Origin of the sequence: Bacillus cereus group sp. BfR-BA-01356 (assembly GCF_022663635.1) — a bacterium.
GTDB lineage: Bacteria > Bacillota > Bacilli > Bacillales > Bacillaceae_G > Bacillus_A > Bacillus_A cereus.
Genome location: NZ_JAKUFX010000059.1, coordinates 1 through 16,991 on the forward strand (window position 1 = coordinate 1; position 16,991 = coordinate 16,991).

Genomic DNA, 16,991 nt, shown 5'->3' on the forward strand with positions numbered 1-16,991 from the left:
AATGATTGTCCTTTTCTTGCCATAAAAAAATCCCCTCCAGATAAAACAGTATTGAGTCCATCATATCAGATGGACTCTTTTTTACTGTCTACCTATAGGGGATAATACCAATGTTCGCTCGTTATTCTTCTTTTTTTATTAAAAGGGATGAAATAAGATCGATGCCAAAAATACCGACCAGTAACATTGGTATAACGACAAGCAAGTAACGTGTGAAGGAAACATTTTTTAAGTATGTATGAGCAAATAAAAAGACACCGAGAAATAAAATACCATTTAAAATAGGCTTTACTAATTTTTTAGACATAAGCTCCCCCATAAATATCTTCTCTCTCTCTAAAATAAAAACTCCTCTCTCCGTTGTATCATGCTGGAGAGAGGAGTTCAATCATTTCTCATTCAATTACACCAGAATTTGTAATATTTACGGTGTATTTTATATGAACCGGAACATCTTTATACATTTGTCTCCATTCTTCTAATTTGAATGGGCGATAATGTTGCTTATACTTTGCACCTAGCCCGAGAGGATCGACGCCTAAAGATTTAAACTGCTTAATTAATTTGGAAGCCTGTATGTCCAATTGTTTTTGGACGTTTTTTTCAATGTTTTTTGTGTTCTTGTTATTTTCCAAGTTAATTGCTTTCGATAGTTCTTGAATACGTGCATCAAGATGAACATGAATGAAAAAAGAAGGCTTTCCGTTTTTAATTTTTATATCGTAAGTTGGAACAGAACGAATATTATTAATCATGACGTACGCAGAATCTGTTTTAAATTCATGTGAATCTAATTTATGTTTCTCTAATAGTCCTTTAAATATGAACATATCTTTTTCCGCAATTTTACCGATATATTTATCTTTTTTAAAAAGGCCAATTCCGGTAATTTTTATTTTATCACCATGCTTCTTTAGAATGGGAATATAGTAGTCTTTTTCTTCTTGGTAATAGCGAAATGCTCCTATATGTAGATTATCCGCTGGTAAAGGTCCGGTCTCCATGTTATGTTCTAGCAATTTTTTTATATAAATGGCAACGTTGTATGAAGTCGAATATTTGCCTTTTAAAAGTTCAGTACCATTCCCATCTAATAAAGCAGCATATAGAGCGTTCCCTATATTCACATCTCGAAGTAATGTATCGAATGAAGTAGACATTCCTTTTTTGGCAAGCCTTATTGTATATAGAGCGACACGCATTTGTCCGCTAGCAAATGGTTGAGAAGACTCTAAAGATGTGTCTGCTTTTACTTGTTTTACCGCATTTGCACTGCCTTCAAAAACTTGAACTTTATTTCCTTTTTTCTGAATGGGACAAACGAATGTCACTTTTACTTTATTATCTTTTGCGACATCAAAAACTGTTCCTTGAATAAGTTGTACATCATCGATAATATTTTTTTGTAAACATCCAATTAGACTGAAGAATGTTATACAAGAAATAAGTATTAATTTGCTTGTGCTTTTGATTTTTTCCATTTTCTTTTCACCCACACAATAATAAATAGGATTGAGATGTATACATAAATGAGCCAAAAACTAACTTTTGATACATTACTAATAAAGTTATTAATATCGTGTCTGTTTGTTAAAAGTTGCGAAACAATGAGAGTGATAAAGATAAAAGCAATTAAAACACCCCTTTGTTTTACACGGAATATTTCATGAGTTGCTCTCATTGACGCCCATAAAGGGAGGATAAAACTTGAAATAATAACGAGTGCATAGCCTGAAATTGCAATATATTCGAGTCTTTCTATAAATGGTAATTGAATGACTTGGGTCATAGAAAGTTGTGCCCATATTGTTTTTAACAATTGCTTCTCACTAAAAAATGCAAAGGCTAAAAGGGTACTAAATAGATATAGAAGATTTGAAAATAGTGCTCCAAGCTGAGCGTATTTATGAGATTGCATAGGCTTTTTCACAAATGGATACACCATGAGGTAAATCTCAAAACCGGTCATACTGTAGATTGACAGTTGAGCGGATTTTAAAATGTCTGAAAAAGAATGTGTGAATATAGGTAGTAAATTATCCCAATGTGAATATTTCAAAACGAATAAGCTTAGAAATAAATATCCTAATGTACCACCAACAGAGATGACGCAAATACCGGTAATTACACGAAATCCAGAAGAGATAATGTAATAGCTAACTAAGCATAAAAAGAGTGTTAACATAAAGGTAGAAGCGGTAGGAAACATCCATACTTGAATAATTTCAACGTATGTTCGGATGACTGAAATACTAACGATTAAAAAATAAGCCATAAAGATGATACTAATGCCATTTCCTAGCCATTTTCCAAATGTTTGCCGATGTAAATCAACTAAATTCCCATTTGTTTCTTTTAATAAGACATACATCATCCATATAAGAATATGGATGAAAATTCCTGTAATTATAACCCCCATCCAGCCGTCGTATCCAGCAGCTTTTGCGATAATTCGAGCGAATCCAAGAACTCCAGCACCAAACTGTGCACCGTGAATTAAGAAGAAAACAAAGATAGGAGATATTTGATATTTTTCTTGAACTTTACTCATCAATGCACCTCGTTTCTTAATCATCAAAATCCGATCTATGTTTTGTTGAAATTCCTTTCGCTGCTTTTTTTACATGTTGTGGTCTTGCTTGCACATCTCTTGTATCAATCATTGTTAATGGAAAACGGATCCAAGAATCTTTAACTGATTGTTGCCTTGTCGGGTAAAACAAAGCGTACGGCTTACGTAAGGAAGTAAGTCTAAATAGATGAGTAAATAAAAAGATAAATCCAAGAGAAATCCCGAAAAGTCCTCCTATTTCTGCAAATATGAGAAACGGGAAGCGTAGTAATCGAACGGCATTACCCATTTTATAAATAGGTGTAATAAAGGAAGCGAGTGCTGATAGCGCAACGATAATTAATAAAATGTTACTCGTTAACCCAGCTTGTACAGATGCTTGCCCGATTACGATACCGCCTACAATACCGAGTGTTTGACCAACTTTCATCGGTAACCTCGCGCCAGCTTCTCTCAGTAAGTCGATCGCAAGTTCTAAAAAGAGTGCTTCAATTAAAGGTGGGAATGGTACTTGTGCTCTTGATAAAATTAAGGTTTCAAGTAAATCACTTGGAATAAGTTCATAATGATAATTTAAAACTGCAACGTATAACGGTGTAGCGCAAATTGAAAATAGAACGGCAATTAATCTTAAAATCCTTGAAAATGTAGCGTACATCCAGGAGACGTTATAGTCTTCTGGTGAAATGAAAAAATCGAAATAGGATACAGGTGTTAGTAAAACACTTGGAGAACCATCAACAAAAATAGCGATTTTTCCATCAATTAGTGCTTTTGTAACTCTATCAGTACGTTCTGTATTGATATAGAGAGGGAAAATCGATTTTTCACCCATTAATTCTTGTAAATAAGCACTATCATTAATTTGATCATATTCAAGAGCGCGTAATGACTCTTCTAGAAAATCTACATTATCTTTTTCAGCAAGGTTGTCTAAATACATCATGACAACTTTTGTTTTTGAAAACTCGCCAATAATCATTTCTTTTGTTTGTAAATCTAAAACAGGAAGACGTTTTCGAACTAAATTAATGTTTGTATCAATATCCTCTACGAAACCTTCTTGCGGACCAATAACAGTTGATTCGTTTAAAGGAGGGGTTGGTGCACGATAATTATCAATTGCAATGTTTGCAAGCATACATTTTTGATCTTGCTGATTCAATTGAATAATCGCATGCCCCTTTAAAACCATATCCTCAATTTTTTGTAAGTCGTTCGTAATTGTAATGCCGCTCATTGGAATATGTTCTTTCAGCTCTTCTAGTGAAGCATTAGGTCGTTCCAAAAGAGTAGGCATTAAATATTTTTGTAATTTCTCTCCATCAAGTGAAGGACGATAGTAAGAAATCCAATAAGGCATCGTTTCATCGTCGGATGTATGATAATTCACAAAATCACTAGATTTTTTCAGCTTCTCTATTAAATTTTGTAAAGAATGGATACGGTCTTTTTCTGGTTTCGTAAAATCATAAATACTATTACCTTTAGAGTTTTGTTGCTTACTTTGAGAAGGTTCATCTTGCTTAGCGTTTTGTTGTTTATCTTGAGACGAATCACCTTGTTTAGCACCTTGTTGTTTATCTTGAGAGGAATCCTCTTGTTTAGTACTTTGTTGCTTATCTTGAGAGGAATCCTCCTGTTTAGAGTTTTGTTGCTTATCCTGAGAAGAGTCCTCTTGTTTAGCACTTTGTTGTTTATCTTGAGAGGAATCCTCCTGTTTAGAGTTTTGTTGCTTATCCTGAGAAGAGTCCTCTTGTTTAGCACTTTGCTGCTTATCCTGAGAGGAATCCTCTTGTTTAGCACCTTGTTGTTTATCTTGAGAGGAATCCTCCTGTTTAGAGTTTTGTTGCTTATCCTGAGAAGAGTCCTCTTGTTTAGCGCTTTGCTGCTTATCCTGAGAGGAATCCTCCTGTTTAGAAATTTGCTGCTTATCCTGAGAAGAGTCATCTTGTTTAGAAATTTGCTGCTTATCCTGAGAGGAATCCTCTTGTTTAGCACTTTGTTGCTTATCCTGAGAAGAATCTTTTTGCTCGTTATTTTTACCTTTATTATGTTTCATACTTCTAGTCTGTTCTTTGTTATCATCCTCTTCATTGTTAGAATGCTGCTCCTGATTATCTGTTTCGTTTGCTTCTAGTTTATTTGATTTTTTTTTCTTACGTAGCCAATTCCAAATCATGTGTATGCCCTCTTTAATCTTGTAATATAGTGCTATTTTGTGGCTAATTTTGTATATTATTCATTTATTTATGAAAAGAAGAAGGAGATTAGTTTGCATAGAAAAAAATCTTTAGTAAGCAGTTCATACTATAACGGGGAGAGGAAGAGTCTGTGCAAATTGTAAAAAAGGAGAAGTTTGTTTTAAAAGAGTTTACGTTTGAAAATGGCAGGGAAATTCCTGTTCAAATAGGATACGAGACATATGGCACTTTAAATAGAGAAAGGTCAAATGTGATTTTGGTTTGTCATTATTTTAGTGCAACAAGTCATGCGGCAGGAAAATATACAGTGCATGATGAGGAGTCTGGTTGGTGGGATGGGCTCATTGGAGCTGGAAAAGCAATTGATACAAATAAGTATTTTGTTATATGTACAGATAATCTTTGTAATGTGCAGGTGAGAAATCCATATGTGATTACAACAGGACCGAAATCGATTAATCCAGAAACTGGAGAAGAATATGCTATGGATTTTCCGGTTTTTACATTTCTTGATGTAGCTCGTATGCAATATGAGTTAATAAAAGGTATGGGAATTTCAAGGTTACACGCTGTAATTGGACCGTCGGCAGGGGGAATGATTGCACAACAATGGGCGGTTCACTATCCACATATGGTAGAGCGGATGATTGGCGTTATTACGAACCCACAAAATCCAATTATTACGTCAGTAAATGTAGCGCAAAATGCGATTGAAGCAATTCAACTGGATCCAAGTTGGAAAGATGGAAAATATGGAGAAGAGCAGCCGATAAAGGGGCTTCATTTAGCAAATAGAATGATGTTTATGAACGCGTTTGATGAGTATTTTTATGAAATGGCATTTCCTCGTAACAGTATAGAGGTAGAACCTTATGAAAAGTTTTCTACACTAACATCATTTGAAAAAGAAATAAATAAAGCGACATATACAAGTATAGAGTTAGTAGATGCAAATTCATGGATGTATACTGCAAAGGCAGTTTTATTGCATGATATTGCACATGGGTTTTCTTCACTAGAAGAATCTCTTTCTAACATAGAAGCGAATGTACTTATGATTCCATGTAAACAAGATTTGCTTCAGCCGTCTCGTTACAACTATAAAATGGTAGATATTTTGCAAAAACAAGGGAAGTATGCGGAAGTGTATGAGATAGAAAGTATAAATGGGCATATGGCGGGAGCATTTGATATTCATTTATTTGAAAAGAAAGTTTATGAATTTTTAAATCGGAAAGTATCTAGTTTTGTTTAGAAGACAAATGATGGGGAAAAGGTGCAATGTTTGTAGTAGGCACCTTTTTTCACATGATTTGTAGACGGAAAATATATGTGGCAATTGCTATACCGAAGAATGCGATACTAAGCAATAGAAATAAGAATGACATTTCTTGGGGTGATTTTATTTTTTTAGTATTTTTCATACTAAGAGTAATAATTGCAGCGATTAAGAAAATGATGCCCATTATGAAAAGGGAAAGTGTCATTTTCATTGGCTCCTTTCATAAGACAAGTATATTGAGGATACAATGCAAGAGTTATGTTTGTAAAGAATAAGTTTTGCGAGAAAATTGAGAAATAGTTTTTCGATACTTTGCGTTCTTTCTTTTGCGTGCTAAAATTGGTAGAGAATGTTTGTGAAAAAGAAACTAAAGGTTTTATTGTATATAAGGAGGAACTACATATGACAGAAGTTAAAACAATTACTACAGAAGAGGTACAAGAGCGTTTAGAAAATGGAGAAACGTTATTTCTAGTAGACGTAAGAGAAGATGAAGAAGTAGCGGCAGGAAAGATTCCAGAAGCTGTACATATTAAAATGGGCGATATCCCACATAAAGTAGATTTCTTTAATAAAGAGAATGAATATATCTTTATTTGTCGTTCAGGAATGCGCAGTGAAAATGTATGTCATTATTTAAATGAGCAAGGGTTTAAAACAGTGAACATGGTTGGCGGTATGCTTCAATATGAAGGTGAAACGAAATAGTTAATAGTTAAAAACTTGAAACGAGTCTGTTTCAAGTTTTTTTCTTTTGCATACAGTATAAAAAAGGAGGAGGGGGAAATGGGAATTAATTTGCGTAAAGTGAAAATTATTAATAATACAGGCGCTGTTAATGTCGGTGACTGTTATGATATCTCGCCTTTAGCTGTGGCAAAAGTATATGCAGGTGCTGGAGGATCGAGTGCGGCTATTTTTTTAAATGGAAAAAGGCAGCCAGAAGCGGTGATTAGAACATCGGTATTTCTTCCGCCTTTGGCAACAAGTACACGTACGTTAGGTTCATAAAGGAAAGGTAGAGTGTAATTATGCCTGCGCATATAAAAGAATTTGTTATTGTTAATAATACTGGAAATATATTTACCGGTGATAATTTGAGTGATACTTCATTTACTGCTTCGAAATCATACAGTGGTTCGATGGGATGCACTTGGATTGATGTTGTTACAGTAATAGGGACGGAGACAAAGCTTTGTTTACAACCAGGAGATTCTGTCACAACAACATATACAAGAGGCACTCCTGCTGGTACTGTAACAGGAACAAATATGGGGCAAAGTGTAAATGCATCGGGTATAGCACAAGCTGTCCCTAATACAGATAATATGGATTCAATTGCAGGACTCCCTTAAGGAATTAAGGGAGTTTTTATTATTTAAAATAAAAATAGTCTTGGAAATTATTTTTGTAAATAGATTAAGAAGAGGCTTATTTATTATGAAAAAGACGGTTTGTAGGTGGTGAAAGTGTGAAGAATCGTGATAATAATCGGAAGCAAAATTCGTTAAGCTCTAATTTTAGAATTCCACCAGAACTTATTGGGCCTACTTTCCCCCCTGTTCCAACTGGATTTACAGGTATAGGGATTACTGGTCCAACCGGTCCACAAGGCCCAACAGGACCTCAAGGACCAAGAGGATTACAAGGTCCGATGGGGGAGATGGGCCCGACAGGACCTCAAGGTGTGCAAGGGATACAAGGATCAGTTGGTCCAATAGGTGCAACTGGACCAGAAGGACAGCAGGGGCCACAAGGATTGAGAGGACCACAAGGAGAAACTGGAGCGACAGGACCTCAAGGTGTGCAAGGGTTACAAGGTCCGATTGGTCCAACGGGAGCGACTGGGGCACAAGGTATACAAGGGATACAGGGATTACAGGGGCCAATTGGAGCGACGGGACCTGAGGGATCTCAAGGAATTCAAGGCGTCCAAGGGTTACCGGGTGCAACTGGTCCACAAGGAATACAAGGAGCACAAGGGATACAAGGAACACAAGGACCGAGTGGAAATACAGGTGCAACCGGAGCGACTGGAGCAACTGGTCAAGGAATAACAGGACCGACTGGGATAACAGGTCCAACTGGAATAACTGGACCATCTGGAGGACCTCCTGGTCCGACGGGGCCGACTGGTGCGACAGGTCCGGGTGGCGGACCGAGTGGAAGTACAGGTGCGACTGGAGCAACGGGGAATACTGGGGCTACAGGAAGTACAGGGGTAACAGGAGCAACGGGAAGTACAGGTCCGACTGGAAGTACGGGAGCACAGGGCTTGCAAGGAATCCAAGGGATTCAAGGACCAATTGGGCCAACAGGTCCAGAAGGTTCGCAGGGTATTCAAGGTATTCCTGGTCCGACGGGAGTAACTGGTGAACAAGGAATACAAGGAGTTCAAGGTATTCAAGGGGCAACGGGAGCAACAGGAGATCAAGGTCCACAAGGTATACAGGGGGTTATAGGGCCACAAGGGGTAACAGGGGCCACAGGAGATCAAGGTCCACAAGGTATACAAGGAGTACCAGGGCCATCAGGAGAAACAGGGCCACAGGGAGTTCAAGGGATACAAGGTCCGATGGGTGATATAGGACCAACAGGTCCAGAAGGCCCAGAGGGACTGCAGGGCCCGCAAGGAATACAAGGTGTGCCAGGGCCAGTTGGAGCGACGGGTCCAGAGGGTCCCCAGGGGATACAAGGCATTCAAGGACCGGTAGGAGCAACAGGCCCACAAGGCCCACAAGGAATTCAGGGAATACAAGGTGTGCAAGGGATAACGGGAGCAACAGGAGTACAAGGAGCAACTGGAATTCAAGGGATACAAGGGGAAATAGGAGCAACGGGTCCAGAGGGGCCACAAGGAGTGCAAGGTGCTCAAGGGGCGATTGGTCCAACCGGTCCGATGGGGCCACAAGGAGTGCAAGGAGTACAAGGAATTCAAGGAGCGACGGGTGCACAAGGAGTGCAAGGTCCACAAGGAATTCAAGGAATCCAAGGTCCGACGGGGGCAACAGGAGATATGGGAGCAACTGGGGCGACAGGGGAAGGCACTACAGGCCCAACAGGAGTAACTGGTCCAACAGGGGTAACAGGCCCGTCTGGAGGACCAGCAGGACCGACCGGCCCAACGGGGCCATCAGGTCCGGCGGGAGTAACTGGTCCATCTGGTGGACCACCTGGCCCGACAGGAGCAACTGGGGCGACAGGAGTAACAGGGGATACCGGGGCGACGGGCTCAACTGGAGTGACAGGAGCGACAGGAGAAACGGGAGCAACCGGAGTGACGGGTTTACAAGGTCCGCAAGGAATCCAAGGTGTGCAGGGAGAGATAGGTCCGACGGGTCCCCAAGGTGTTCAAGGTCCCCAAGGAATTCAAGGAGTAACGGGGGCCACTGGAGATCAAGGTCCGCAAGGGATTCAAGGCCCACAAGGCGACATAGGTCCAACAGGCCCACAAGGAATTCAAGGCCCACAAGGTTCTCAAGGAATCCAAGGAGCGACAGGGGGAACAGGAGCACAAGGCCCACAGGGAATCCAAGGTCCGCAAGGTGACATAGGTCCGACTGGGCCACAAGGTCCAACTGGAATCCAAGGGATACAAGGAGAGATAGGTCCAACAGGTCCAGAAGGCCCAGAGGGACTGCAGGGCCCGCAAGGAATACAAGGTGTGCCAGGGCCAGTTGGAGCAACGGGTCCTGAGGGTCCTCAAGGGATACAAGGCATTCAAGGACCGGTAGGAGCAACAGGCCCACAAGGTCCACAAGGAATACAGGGAATACAAGGTGTGCAAGGGATAACGGGAGCAACAGGAGCACAAGGAGCAACTGGAATTCAAGGGATACAAGGGGAAATAGGAGCAACAGGTCCAGAGGGGCCCCAAGGAGTGCAAGGTATACAAGGGGCGATTGGTCCAACAGGTCCGATGGGCGCACAAGGAGTGCAAGGTATACAAGGGATTCAAGGAGCAACAGGAGCACAAGGAGTGCAGGGACCACAAGGAATTCAAGGAGTGCAAGGTCCGACGGGAGCAACAGGAGAAACGGGATCAACCGGAGCGACGGGAGAAGGATCAACCGGTCCAACAGGAGTAACCGGTCCAACAGGGGTGACAGGCCCGTCAGGAGGCCCAGCAGGACCGACCGGCCCAACGGGGCCATCAGGTCCGGCAGGAGTGACAGGTCCATCAGGTGGACCACCTGGCCCGACAGGAGCAACAGGTGCGACAGGAGTAACAGGAGATACCGGGGCGACAGGCTCAACTGGAGTGACAGGAGCAACAGGAGCAACGGGAGCAACCGGAGTGACGGGTTTACAGGGTCCACAAGGAATCCAAGGTGTTCAAGGAGAGATAGGTCCAACCGGTCCACAGGGTATTCAAGGTCCACAAGGAATACAAGGAGTAACGGGGGCAACTGGAGCACAAGGTCCCCAAGGAATTCAAGGCCCACAAGGCGACATAGGTCCAACCGGCCCACAAGGAATTCAAGGTCCAACTGGAGCTACAGGAGCAACCGGAGCGACAGGTCCACAAGGAATTCAAGGCTCGCAAGGAATTCAAGGTCCAACGGGAGCTACAGGAGCAACCGGTTCACAAGGTCCAACTGGAGATACAGGTCCAACCGGAGCTGGAGCCACTGGAGCGACCGGGGCGACTGGAGTTAGTACAACTGCAACGTATGCGTTTGCGAATAATACATCAGGAACCGCTATTTCCGTTTTATTAGGGGGTACGAACGTACCGTTACCGAACAATCAAAATATTGGCCCAGGAATAACCGTTAGTGGTGGAAATACTGTATTTACAGTTGCGAATGCAGGAAACTATTATATAGCCTATACAATTAATTTAACGGCAGGTTTACTTGTAAGTTCTCGTATAACTGTAAATGGCAGTCCGCTTGCGGGAACGATAAATGCCCCGACAGTGGCTACTGGTTCATTTAGTGCAACAATAATCGCTAACTTGCCTGCTGGAGCTGCTGTTAGCTTACAGTTATTTGGAGTAGTTGCAGTAGCTACATTATCTACAGCAACGCCAGGGGCTACCCTAACTATTATTAGATTAAGTTAATAAGCAGAAAACCTTGAAACTTTTATGTTTCAAGGTTTTTTTATCTTTGTATTTGTAAGTAAACCTCGTTAACCAGGGGAGTGGCTCCCCTCTAATTATTTAAAGTTTCACTTTATTCTCTTGAGCAAAAACATCGCAGTTCGAAAATATATTATAATAGAATGAAAAGAAAGAAATTTGGCAGAAAGGGAGGGTGGCGATGCAGGAGATGGTTAAAGATTTTTTTGGACGCCCACTTCAAGATTTACGTATATCTGTCATTGATCGTTGCAATTTTAGATGTACATATTGTATGCCAGCGGAAATATTTGGGCCAGATTATGCTTTTTTGAAAGATGAGTTTTTACTAACCTTTGATGAAATTGAGCGTTTGGCAAAATTATTTGTTAACATCGGTGTACGAAAAATTAGAATTACTGGCGGTGAGCCACTACTTCGTAAAGATTTAACAAAACTTATTGCACGTCTTGTGAAAATTGATGGGCTAATAGATATAGGGTTAACGACAAATGCTGTACATTTAACGAAACAAGCGAAGGCATTAAAAGAAGCTGGATTACATAGAGTGAATGTTAGTTTAGATGCAATAGATGACGACATATTTAAGAATATTAATGGTCGAAATATTAATACAAAACCGGTAATTAAGGGAATTATAGCAGCTAAAGAGGCGGGGCTGGAAGTAAAGGTAAATATGGTTGTAAAAAAAGGGATGAACGATCATCAAGTACTTCCGATGGCTGCGTATTTTAAAGAGCAAGGAATCACGCTTCGGTTTATTGAGTTTATGGATGTTGGTAGTACAAATGGGTGGAATTTTAATCAAGTCGTTACAAAACGAGAATTGATTGAGATGATTCATAAGATGTATCCACTTGAGCCAGCCGAAGCGCATTACTTTGGTGAAGTTGCGAAGCGATATCGGTACGTTGGAACAAATGTTGAAGTTGGTTTTATTACATCTGTTTCTGAGTCATTTTGTGTCTCTTGTACGAGGGCGAGAATTTCGGCAGATGGAAAGTTTTATACGTGCTTATTTGCGACAGAGGGTTTGGATGTAAGAGAACTTCTTAGAGGAAATCTTTCGGATGAGGAGTTATTAAGTGTTATACAAGATGTATGGATGAATAGAAAAGATAGGTATTCGGATGAACGAACAGAAGAAAGTGCAAAAAATCGTCCGAAAATCGAAATGTCTTATATAGGAGGATAAGAAAGGGGGCTATCGCATGCAGGAGCGATATTCAAGACAAATATTATTTTCTGGTGTTGGAGAAGAAGGACAGAGAAAAATAAGAGAGAAGCATGTGCTTATTATTGGTGCTGGTGCTCTCGGTGCGGCAAATGCAGAAGCGATTGTTAGAGCAGGTGTTGGAAAAGTAACGATTGCTGACCGTGATTATGTAGAATGGAGTAATTTACAAAGACAACAACTATATACAGAAGAAGATGCAAAGCAGTATAAACCGAAGGCGGTAGCGGCAGCAGAGCATTTAAGAGCGATTAATTCTGAGGTGGAAATAACTCCTGTTGTGACGGATGTAACGGTGCAAGAAATGGAAGAATTAGTGAATGATGTAGATTTAATATTAGATGCGACAGATAATTTTGAAACGCGTCTTCTTATTAATGATATTTCACAAAAGTATAATATTCCGTGGATATATGGTGGGTGTGTCGGAAGCTACGGAGTAACGTATACAATTTTACCAGGGAAAACACCGTGTTTTCGCTGTTTAATGGAGCATCCAGCGAGCGGTGCAACATGTGACACAGCTGGTATTATACAACCGGCAGTACAATTAGTAGTTGCGCATCAAATTACGGAAGCGCTGAAAATATTAGTAGAAGACTTTGGTGCGCTTCGTGAAACGATGTTATCGTTTGATCTTTGGAATAATCAACAGATGGCATTTAAAGTGAATAGGCAGAAAAAAGATACTTGTTTATCTTGCGGAAGGTTACGTACATATCCGAGTTTAACATTTGAAGGACAAACGAAAACAGAAGTGTTATGTGGGCGGAATACAGTACAAATTCGCCCGGGTGTGCGGAAGAATTTTAATTTAGAAGAAATTAAAAAACGCTTACAAAGAAGCGTAGAGATAAAGGCGACACCTTATTTATTATCATTTCCGGTAGAAGAATATCGTTTTGTTTTATTTACAGATGGCAGGGCGTTCATTCATGGGACGAATGATATGAATGTAGCGAAAAGTTTATATGCAAGATATATAGGTTGAACCTAAAGGAAACCCTTTAGGCTCAACGGAGAGAGGATTATGAATTTCTCGTATAATCTCCACTTTTTCCACCTGTTTTTTCAAGTAAGTACGTTTCGCCGATAATCATACCTTTATCGACAGCTTTACACATATCATACACAGTAAGAGCGGTAGCGGAAGCAGCTGTTAAAGCTTCCATTTCAACACCGGTGCTACCTTCTGTTTTAACTTTTACTTCAATGAGTAAACGATATTGTTCTTCTGATTGTTTCCAATCGAAAGAAACGTCAACACCTTTTAATAATAAAGGATGGCACATTGGGATAATATCAGAAGTACGTTTCGCGGCCATAATGCCTGCGATTTGCGCAACTGCTAATACGTCACCTTTCCCAATTTCATTGTGAGAGATTTTATCGTAAATTTCTTTCGTAACGACAATGCTAGAGCACGCAATTGCTGTTCGAACGGTTGCTTTTTTGTCGCTTATATCAACCATTTTTGCGCGTCCTTGGTCATTGAAATGTGTAAATGAAGACATGGAATTCCTCCTTGAAGTAATTTCTATTGAATATATAAAGTTTAATCGAGATAAAAAAAATTGCAAATATGAGGTGAGAAACGATGGTAGAAAAACGAATTCCAATTCAAGTTGCTAAGGCAGTAGAATGGGTAATGAAATATGCGAAGCATGGTGAAGTAGAAGAAATTTCTATTACGGAAAGTTACGGGAGAATTCTCGGGGAAGATGTTGTCTCAGATCATGACGTTCCTCATTTTGATCGTTCCCCTTACGATGGTTTCGCCATTCGAGCAGAAGATACGAAAGAAGCAACTCAAGAGAATCCAGTTGAATTTGAAGTAATAGGAGAAATCGGGGCGGGTTCCGTTTTTTTAGAGGAAGTAGGAGCTTTTGAAGCAATTCGCATTATGACAGGAGCAGCTATTCCAGAAGATTGCAATGCAGTCGTAATGCTAGAGCTGACAGAAGGGTTTGAGAAGAACGGGAAAACATATATGAAGTTAAAACGCCCTTTTAATAACGGTGACAATGTGTCGTTTAAAGGAGAAGATATAAAACAAAATCAAGTTCTCGTTAAGAAAGGTGTTGCAATTAATCCAGGTGTTGCGGCCTTACTAGCAACGTTTGGATATAGCACGGTGAAAGTTGTAAAACAGCCTGTTGTCGGTATTGTAACGACAGGAAGTGAATTATTAGAAGTACATGAGCCGTTAGAACCGGGGAAAATTAGAAATAGTAACTCGTATATGATCGCAGCTCAAATTATGAAAGCTGGCGGGAAAGTTCGTTATTATGGTCAACTCGCGGATGAGTTAGATGCATGTTTTACAGCTGTTCAATCAGCGATCGATGAGGTCGACATTTTAATTACAACAGGCGGTGTATCAGTAGGAGATTATGACTACTTACCAGCTATTTATGAAAGATTACAGGCAAATGTACTCTTTAATAAGATAGCCATGAGGCCCGGAAGTGTAACGACAGTAGCTGAAGTTGATGGAAAGTTACTCTTTGGTTTATCAGGAAATCCGTCTGCTTGTTATGTAGGCTTTGAATTATTTGTGCATCCAATTATAAAAACGTATTTGTATGCGAAGGAACCTCACGTATATAGAGCGGATGCTATTTTACAAAAAGATTTTCCGAAGCCAAATCCATTTACTCGTTTCGTAAGAGCGAACGTAACAATTGTGGATGGGGCGTTACAAGCGATGCCGGTTGGTTTAGATAAATCGAGTGCGGTATCTTCACTTGCAGATGCGAATGCTTTTATCGTGTTACCCGGAGGAACGAGAGGATTTGAGACCGGAATGAAAGTATCCGTATTATTGTTAGAGCACTCTGAGGGATGTGAGTGGCCATGGGCGAAGCCCCTTCAATCTTACAAATAGTAGGGTATCAAAATAGCGGAAAAACGACACTTGTAGAGAAAATTGTGCATGCATTAGCCGAAAGCGAAATGAAAGTTGCTACAATTAAACATCACGGGCACGGAGGTTTTCCAGAAGTAGCGCAAAAAGATAGCGAAAGACACCGTAAAGCTGGTGCTGTCGTAAGTAGTGTAGAAGGTGCTGGATTACTTTCACTTTCTTCACTAAGAAAGAAATGGTCCTTGCAAGAAATTATTCGCTTATATGAGTTTTTTAAAGTGGATACAATTTTAATAGAGGGCTATAAAAAAGAGAACTACCCGAAAGTAGTGTTACTTCGTTCTGCGGAAGATGCTGAGCTTTTACATAAAGTAGAAAATATAGTGGCGGTTATTACGTGGTATGATGTCCCAGTAAATATACGAGAAGAATATAAAGTATTTCATATAACAGAAGAAGAGTTGTACATAGACTGGTTTTTACAAACGGTTAGGAGTGCGAAATGACAAATACATATTATGAAGTAATTGATACAGAAATCTCGATTGAAGAGGTAACGAAGAAAGTAATTCGACGTGAATGCGGTGCTGTTACAACATTTATTGGAACGGTTAGAGAGTTTACGAAAGGGCGTCGTACATTATACTTAGAATATGTCGCTTATAAAACGATGGCAGAAAAGATGCTAGAGAAAATCGGCCTGGAAGTGAAAGAGAAATGGCCGGGTACATATGTTGCGATTACACATCGCATCGGTACGTTGCAAATTTCTGATATAGCGGTTGTTGTTGCTGTTTCAACACCACACCGTAAAGCGGCTTATGAAGCGAACGAATATATTATGGAACGCATAAAACAAATTGTTCCGATTTGGAAAAAGGAGTTTTGGGAAGATGGTGACTCATGGATTGGTGATCAATTAGAAAAAACACCATATCCGGCGGGAGAGCCTGGGAAGGAGCTATAAGTATGATTCGAGTATTGTTATTTGCGCACTTGCAAGAAGAAGCAGGGACAAGTGAATTACAAATAGAGAAAGAAAATATTACGGTTGCACAGTTAAAAGATGTTGTTGCGAACGAATATAATGTACCAGTTTCAGAGCCAATTATGGTTGCGATTAATGAAGAATATGCAAATGAAGATGACAAGGTCCAATCTGGTGATGTTGTTGCACTAATCCCACCAGTGAGCGGTGGTTAATATTGGATTCATTAAAACGACTTTCCTATATAGGGAAAGTCGTTTTTTTATGGCAGTTTTGAGAACACTAATCTATAGAACAAGGAGGGAATTATGAAAAAAATATGTGTAGTTATGACAATGCTATGTGCGTCTTTTTTCTCTTCTCCAAGTGATTCTTTCGCGAAAGAATCAAGAGAACAGCTTTTAGAGAGTGCATTATCAAATAGGTACTATTCAGTTATTAGACAAGTGACAGAAGATCAATATGAATGTGCTTCAGTCATAAATATAAAGCGTCTCGGCAAGAAAGATGAATTTGTTCCTAGGTATGAAGTGAAGCTACAATTTCTTACATTTCAAGGAGCGCATAATCCCCCGAACGATAAAGTTACGCTTACTTTGGAAGACCATTTAGATCACGTAAAGATAAAGAAAGTGGAGCGAGAAAAGAATGTTTCTGACGCTATTGCAGAAAAAGTTTGTGAACGGGAAAAAGAAAAAATAAAAGCTCACTCTAATGACTTAGAGTGATAACCTATGCATTTAGTAAAGAAAGGTAATG

General features: G+C 39.9%; 18 protein-coding genes. 12 read left to right on the plus strand and 6 right to left on the minus strand.

The window, feature by feature from the left end; all coding sequences use genetic code 11:
- Window positions 1-121 precede the first annotated feature (121 nt).
- The 4 genes from MR168_RS18805 to MR168_RS18820 all read right to left on the minus strand — a co-directional run bounded on the left by MR168_RS18805 (window position 122) and on the right by MR168_RS18820 (window position 4,754).
- Window positions 122-307, minus strand: coding sequence for a hypothetical protein (locus tag MR168_RS18805; RefSeq protein ID WP_000038781.1), 186 nt, complete (start codon window positions 305-307; stop codon window positions 122-124).
- An 88-nt stretch (window positions 308-395) separates the two neighbouring features.
- Window positions 396-1,481, minus strand: coding sequence for a spore germination protein GerHC (gene gerHC / locus MR168_RS18810; RefSeq protein WP_086411713.1), 1,086 nt, complete (start codon window positions 1,479-1,481; stop codon window positions 396-398).
- Window positions 1,451-2,551: a spore germination protein gene (locus MR168_RS18815; protein WP_086411714.1), complete on the minus strand. Its 1,101-nt coding sequence runs from the start codon at window positions 2,549-2,551 to the stop codon at window positions 1,451-1,453. Before MR168_RS18815 ends, gerHC begins: the two co-directional genes overlap by 31 nt.
- Window positions 2,552-2,567: 16 nt before the next feature.
- Window positions 2,568-4,754 (minus strand): spore germination protein, encoded by a 2,187-nt coding sequence (locus MR168_RS18820; protein ID WP_086411715.1) that lies wholly within the window; start codon window positions 4,752-4,754, stop codon window positions 2,568-2,570.
- Between the two features lie 152 nt (window positions 4,755-4,906).
- Here MR168_RS18820 and MR168_RS18825 point away from each other — a divergent pair, with 152 nt between their 5' ends.
- Window positions 4,907-6,031, plus strand: a complete 1,125-nt coding sequence (locus MR168_RS18825) for a homoserine O-acetyltransferase family protein (protein ID WP_086411716.1) — start codon at window positions 4,907-4,909, stop codon at window positions 6,029-6,031.
- Window positions 6,032-6,080: 49 nt separating this feature from the next.
- Here the strand turns inward: MR168_RS18825 and MR168_RS18830 are convergent, their stop codons facing one another.
- Window positions 6,081-6,263 carry a hypothetical protein gene (locus MR168_RS18830; protein ID WP_000175905.1) on the minus strand — a complete coding sequence of 61 codons (183 nt, stop codon included), beginning with the start codon at window positions 6,261-6,263 and terminating at the stop codon, window positions 6,081-6,083.
- A 197-nt stretch (window positions 6,264-6,460) separates the two neighbouring features.
- On the opposite strand from MR168_RS18830, the gene MR168_RS18835 reads away from it, so the two are divergent.
- The 6 genes from MR168_RS18835 (at window position 6,461) to MR168_RS18865 (ending at window position 13,369) form a co-directional block, all read left to right on the plus strand.
- Window positions 6,461-6,766, plus strand: a complete 306-nt coding sequence (locus MR168_RS18835; protein ID WP_000141207.1) for a rhodanese-like domain-containing protein — start codon at window positions 6,461-6,463, stop codon at window positions 6,764-6,766.
- A 78-nt stretch (window positions 6,767-6,844) separates the two neighbouring features.
- Entirely contained in the window at window positions 6,845-7,069 is a 225-nt protein-coding gene (locus tag MR168_RS18840; protein WP_000512463.1) for a spore germination protein, read from the plus strand.
- Window positions 7,070-7,089: 20 nt separating this feature from the next.
- On the plus strand, window positions 7,090-7,413 hold the full coding sequence (locus MR168_RS18845) for a hypothetical protein (protein ID WP_001110852.1): 324 nt from the start codon (window positions 7,090-7,092) through the stop codon (window positions 7,411-7,413).
- Window positions 7,414-7,529: 116 nt separating this feature from the next.
- Complete coding sequence (locus tag MR168_RS33415; RefSeq protein WP_348980676.1) at window positions 7,530-11,126, plus strand: BclA-related collagen-like exosporium protein; 3,597 nt, start codon at window positions 7,530-7,532, stop codon at window positions 11,124-11,126.
- 199 nt (window positions 11,127-11,325) lie between these two features.
- Window positions 11,326-12,339: a GTP 3',8-cyclase MoaA gene (gene moaA, locus MR168_RS18860; protein ID WP_086411718.1), complete on the plus strand. Its 1,014-nt coding sequence runs from the start codon at window positions 11,326-11,328 to the stop codon at window positions 12,337-12,339.
- Window positions 12,340-12,355: 16 nt separating this feature from the next.
- Complete coding sequence (locus tag MR168_RS18865) at window positions 12,356-13,369, plus strand: molybdopterin-synthase adenylyltransferase MoeB (RefSeq protein ID WP_001158105.1); 1,014 nt, start codon at window positions 12,356-12,358, stop codon at window positions 13,367-13,369.
- Between the two features lie 37 nt (window positions 13,370-13,406).
- Here the strand turns inward: MR168_RS18865 and moaC are convergent, their stop codons facing one another.
- Window positions 13,407-13,892 (minus strand): cyclic pyranopterin monophosphate synthase MoaC, encoded by a 486-nt coding sequence (gene moaC / locus MR168_RS18870; RefSeq protein ID WP_000094146.1) that lies wholly within the window; start codon window positions 13,890-13,892, stop codon window positions 13,407-13,409.
- 83 nt (window positions 13,893-13,975) lie between these two features.
- Between moaC and MR168_RS18875 the strand changes: the two genes are divergently transcribed.
- The 5 genes from MR168_RS18875 to MR168_RS18895 all read left to right on the plus strand — a co-directional run bounded on the left by MR168_RS18875 (window position 13,976) and on the right by MR168_RS18895 (window position 16,960).
- The gene (locus tag MR168_RS18875) at window positions 13,976-15,265 is read left to right on the plus strand and encodes a molybdopterin molybdotransferase MoeA (RefSeq protein ID WP_086411719.1); all 1,290 of its coding nucleotides are present in this window, start codon (window positions 13,976-13,978) and stop codon (window positions 15,263-15,265) included.
- Window positions 15,235-15,750: a molybdopterin-guanine dinucleotide biosynthesis protein B gene (gene mobB, locus MR168_RS18880; RefSeq protein ID WP_000503325.1), complete on the plus strand. Its 516-nt coding sequence runs from the start codon at window positions 15,235-15,237 to the stop codon at window positions 15,748-15,750. Before MR168_RS18875 ends, mobB begins: the two co-directional genes overlap by 31 nt.
- Entirely contained in the window at window positions 15,747-16,211 is a 465-nt protein-coding gene (gene moaE, locus MR168_RS18885; protein WP_000185943.1) for a molybdopterin synthase catalytic subunit MoaE, read from the plus strand. The genes mobB and moaE overlap by 4 nt, the downstream gene beginning before the upstream one ends.
- Window positions 16,212-16,213: 2 nt before the next feature.
- The gene (gene moaD, locus MR168_RS18890) at window positions 16,214-16,447 is read left to right on the plus strand and encodes a molybdopterin converting factor subunit 1 (RefSeq protein ID WP_000621777.1); all 234 of its coding nucleotides are present in this window, start codon (window positions 16,214-16,216) and stop codon (window positions 16,445-16,447) included.
- Window positions 16,448-16,540: 93 nt separating this feature from the next.
- Window positions 16,541-16,960 carry a DUF3888 domain-containing protein gene (locus MR168_RS18895; protein WP_000717684.1) on the plus strand — a complete coding sequence of 140 codons (420 nt, stop codon included), beginning with the start codon at window positions 16,541-16,543 and terminating at the stop codon, window positions 16,958-16,960.
- The last annotated feature ends 31 nt before the right edge of the window (window positions 16,961-16,991 follow it).

Bases quoted from the DNA above. Each gene is read 5' to 3' on its own strand.
- mobB (WP_000503325.1), top strand. From the start codon at position 15,235: ATGGGCGAAGCCCCTTCAATCTTACAAATAGTAGGGTATCAAAATAGC.
- MR168_RS18830 (WP_000175905.1), bottom strand. From the start codon at position 6,263: ATGACACTTTCCCTTTTCATAATGGGCATCATTTTCTTAATCGCTGCA.
- MR168_RS18835 (WP_000141207.1), top strand. From the start codon at position 6,461: ATGACAGAAGTTAAAACAATTACTACAGAAGAGGTACAAGAGCGTTTA.
- moaD (WP_000621777.1), top strand. From the start codon at position 16,214: ATGATTCGAGTATTGTTATTTGCGCACTTGCAAGAAGAAGCAGGGACA.
- MR168_RS18845 (WP_001110852.1), top strand. From the start codon at position 7,090: ATGCCTGCGCATATAAAAGAATTTGTTATTGTTAATAATACTGGAAAT.
- MR168_RS18820 (WP_086411715.1), bottom strand. From the start codon at position 4,754: ATGATTTGGAATTGGCTACGTAAGAAAAAAAAATCAAATAAACTAGAA.
- moaC (WP_000094146.1), bottom strand. From the start codon at position 13,892: ATGTCTTCATTTACACATTTCAATGACCAAGGACGCGCAAAAATGGTT.
- MR168_RS18895 (WP_000717684.1), top strand. From the start codon at position 16,541: ATGAAAAAAATATGTGTAGTTATGACAATGCTATGTGCGTCTTTTTTC.
- MR168_RS18805 (WP_000038781.1), bottom strand. From the start codon at position 307: ATGTCTAAAAAATTAGTAAAGCCTATTTTAAATGGTATTTTATTTCTC.
- MR168_RS18875 (WP_086411719.1), top strand. From the start codon at position 13,976: ATGGTAGAAAAACGAATTCCAATTCAAGTTGCTAAGGCAGTAGAATGG.
- gerHC (WP_086411713.1), bottom strand. From the start codon at position 1,481: ATGGAAAAAATCAAAAGCACAAGCAAATTAATACTTATTTCTTGTATA.
- moaE (WP_000185943.1), top strand. From the start codon at position 15,747: ATGACAAATACATATTATGAAGTAATTGATACAGAAATCTCGATTGAA.
- moaA (WP_086411718.1), top strand. From the start codon at position 11,326: ATGCAGGAGATGGTTAAAGATTTTTTTGGACGCCCACTTCAAGATTTA.
- MR168_RS18840 (WP_000512463.1), top strand. From the start codon at position 6,845: ATGGGAATTAATTTGCGTAAAGTGAAAATTATTAATAATACAGGCGCT.
- MR168_RS18815 (WP_086411714.1), bottom strand. From the start codon at position 2,551: ATGAGTAAAGTTCAAGAAAAATATCAAATATCTCCTATCTTTGTTTTC.
- MR168_RS18865 (WP_001158105.1), top strand. From the start codon at position 12,356: ATGCAGGAGCGATATTCAAGACAAATATTATTTTCTGGTGTTGGAGAA.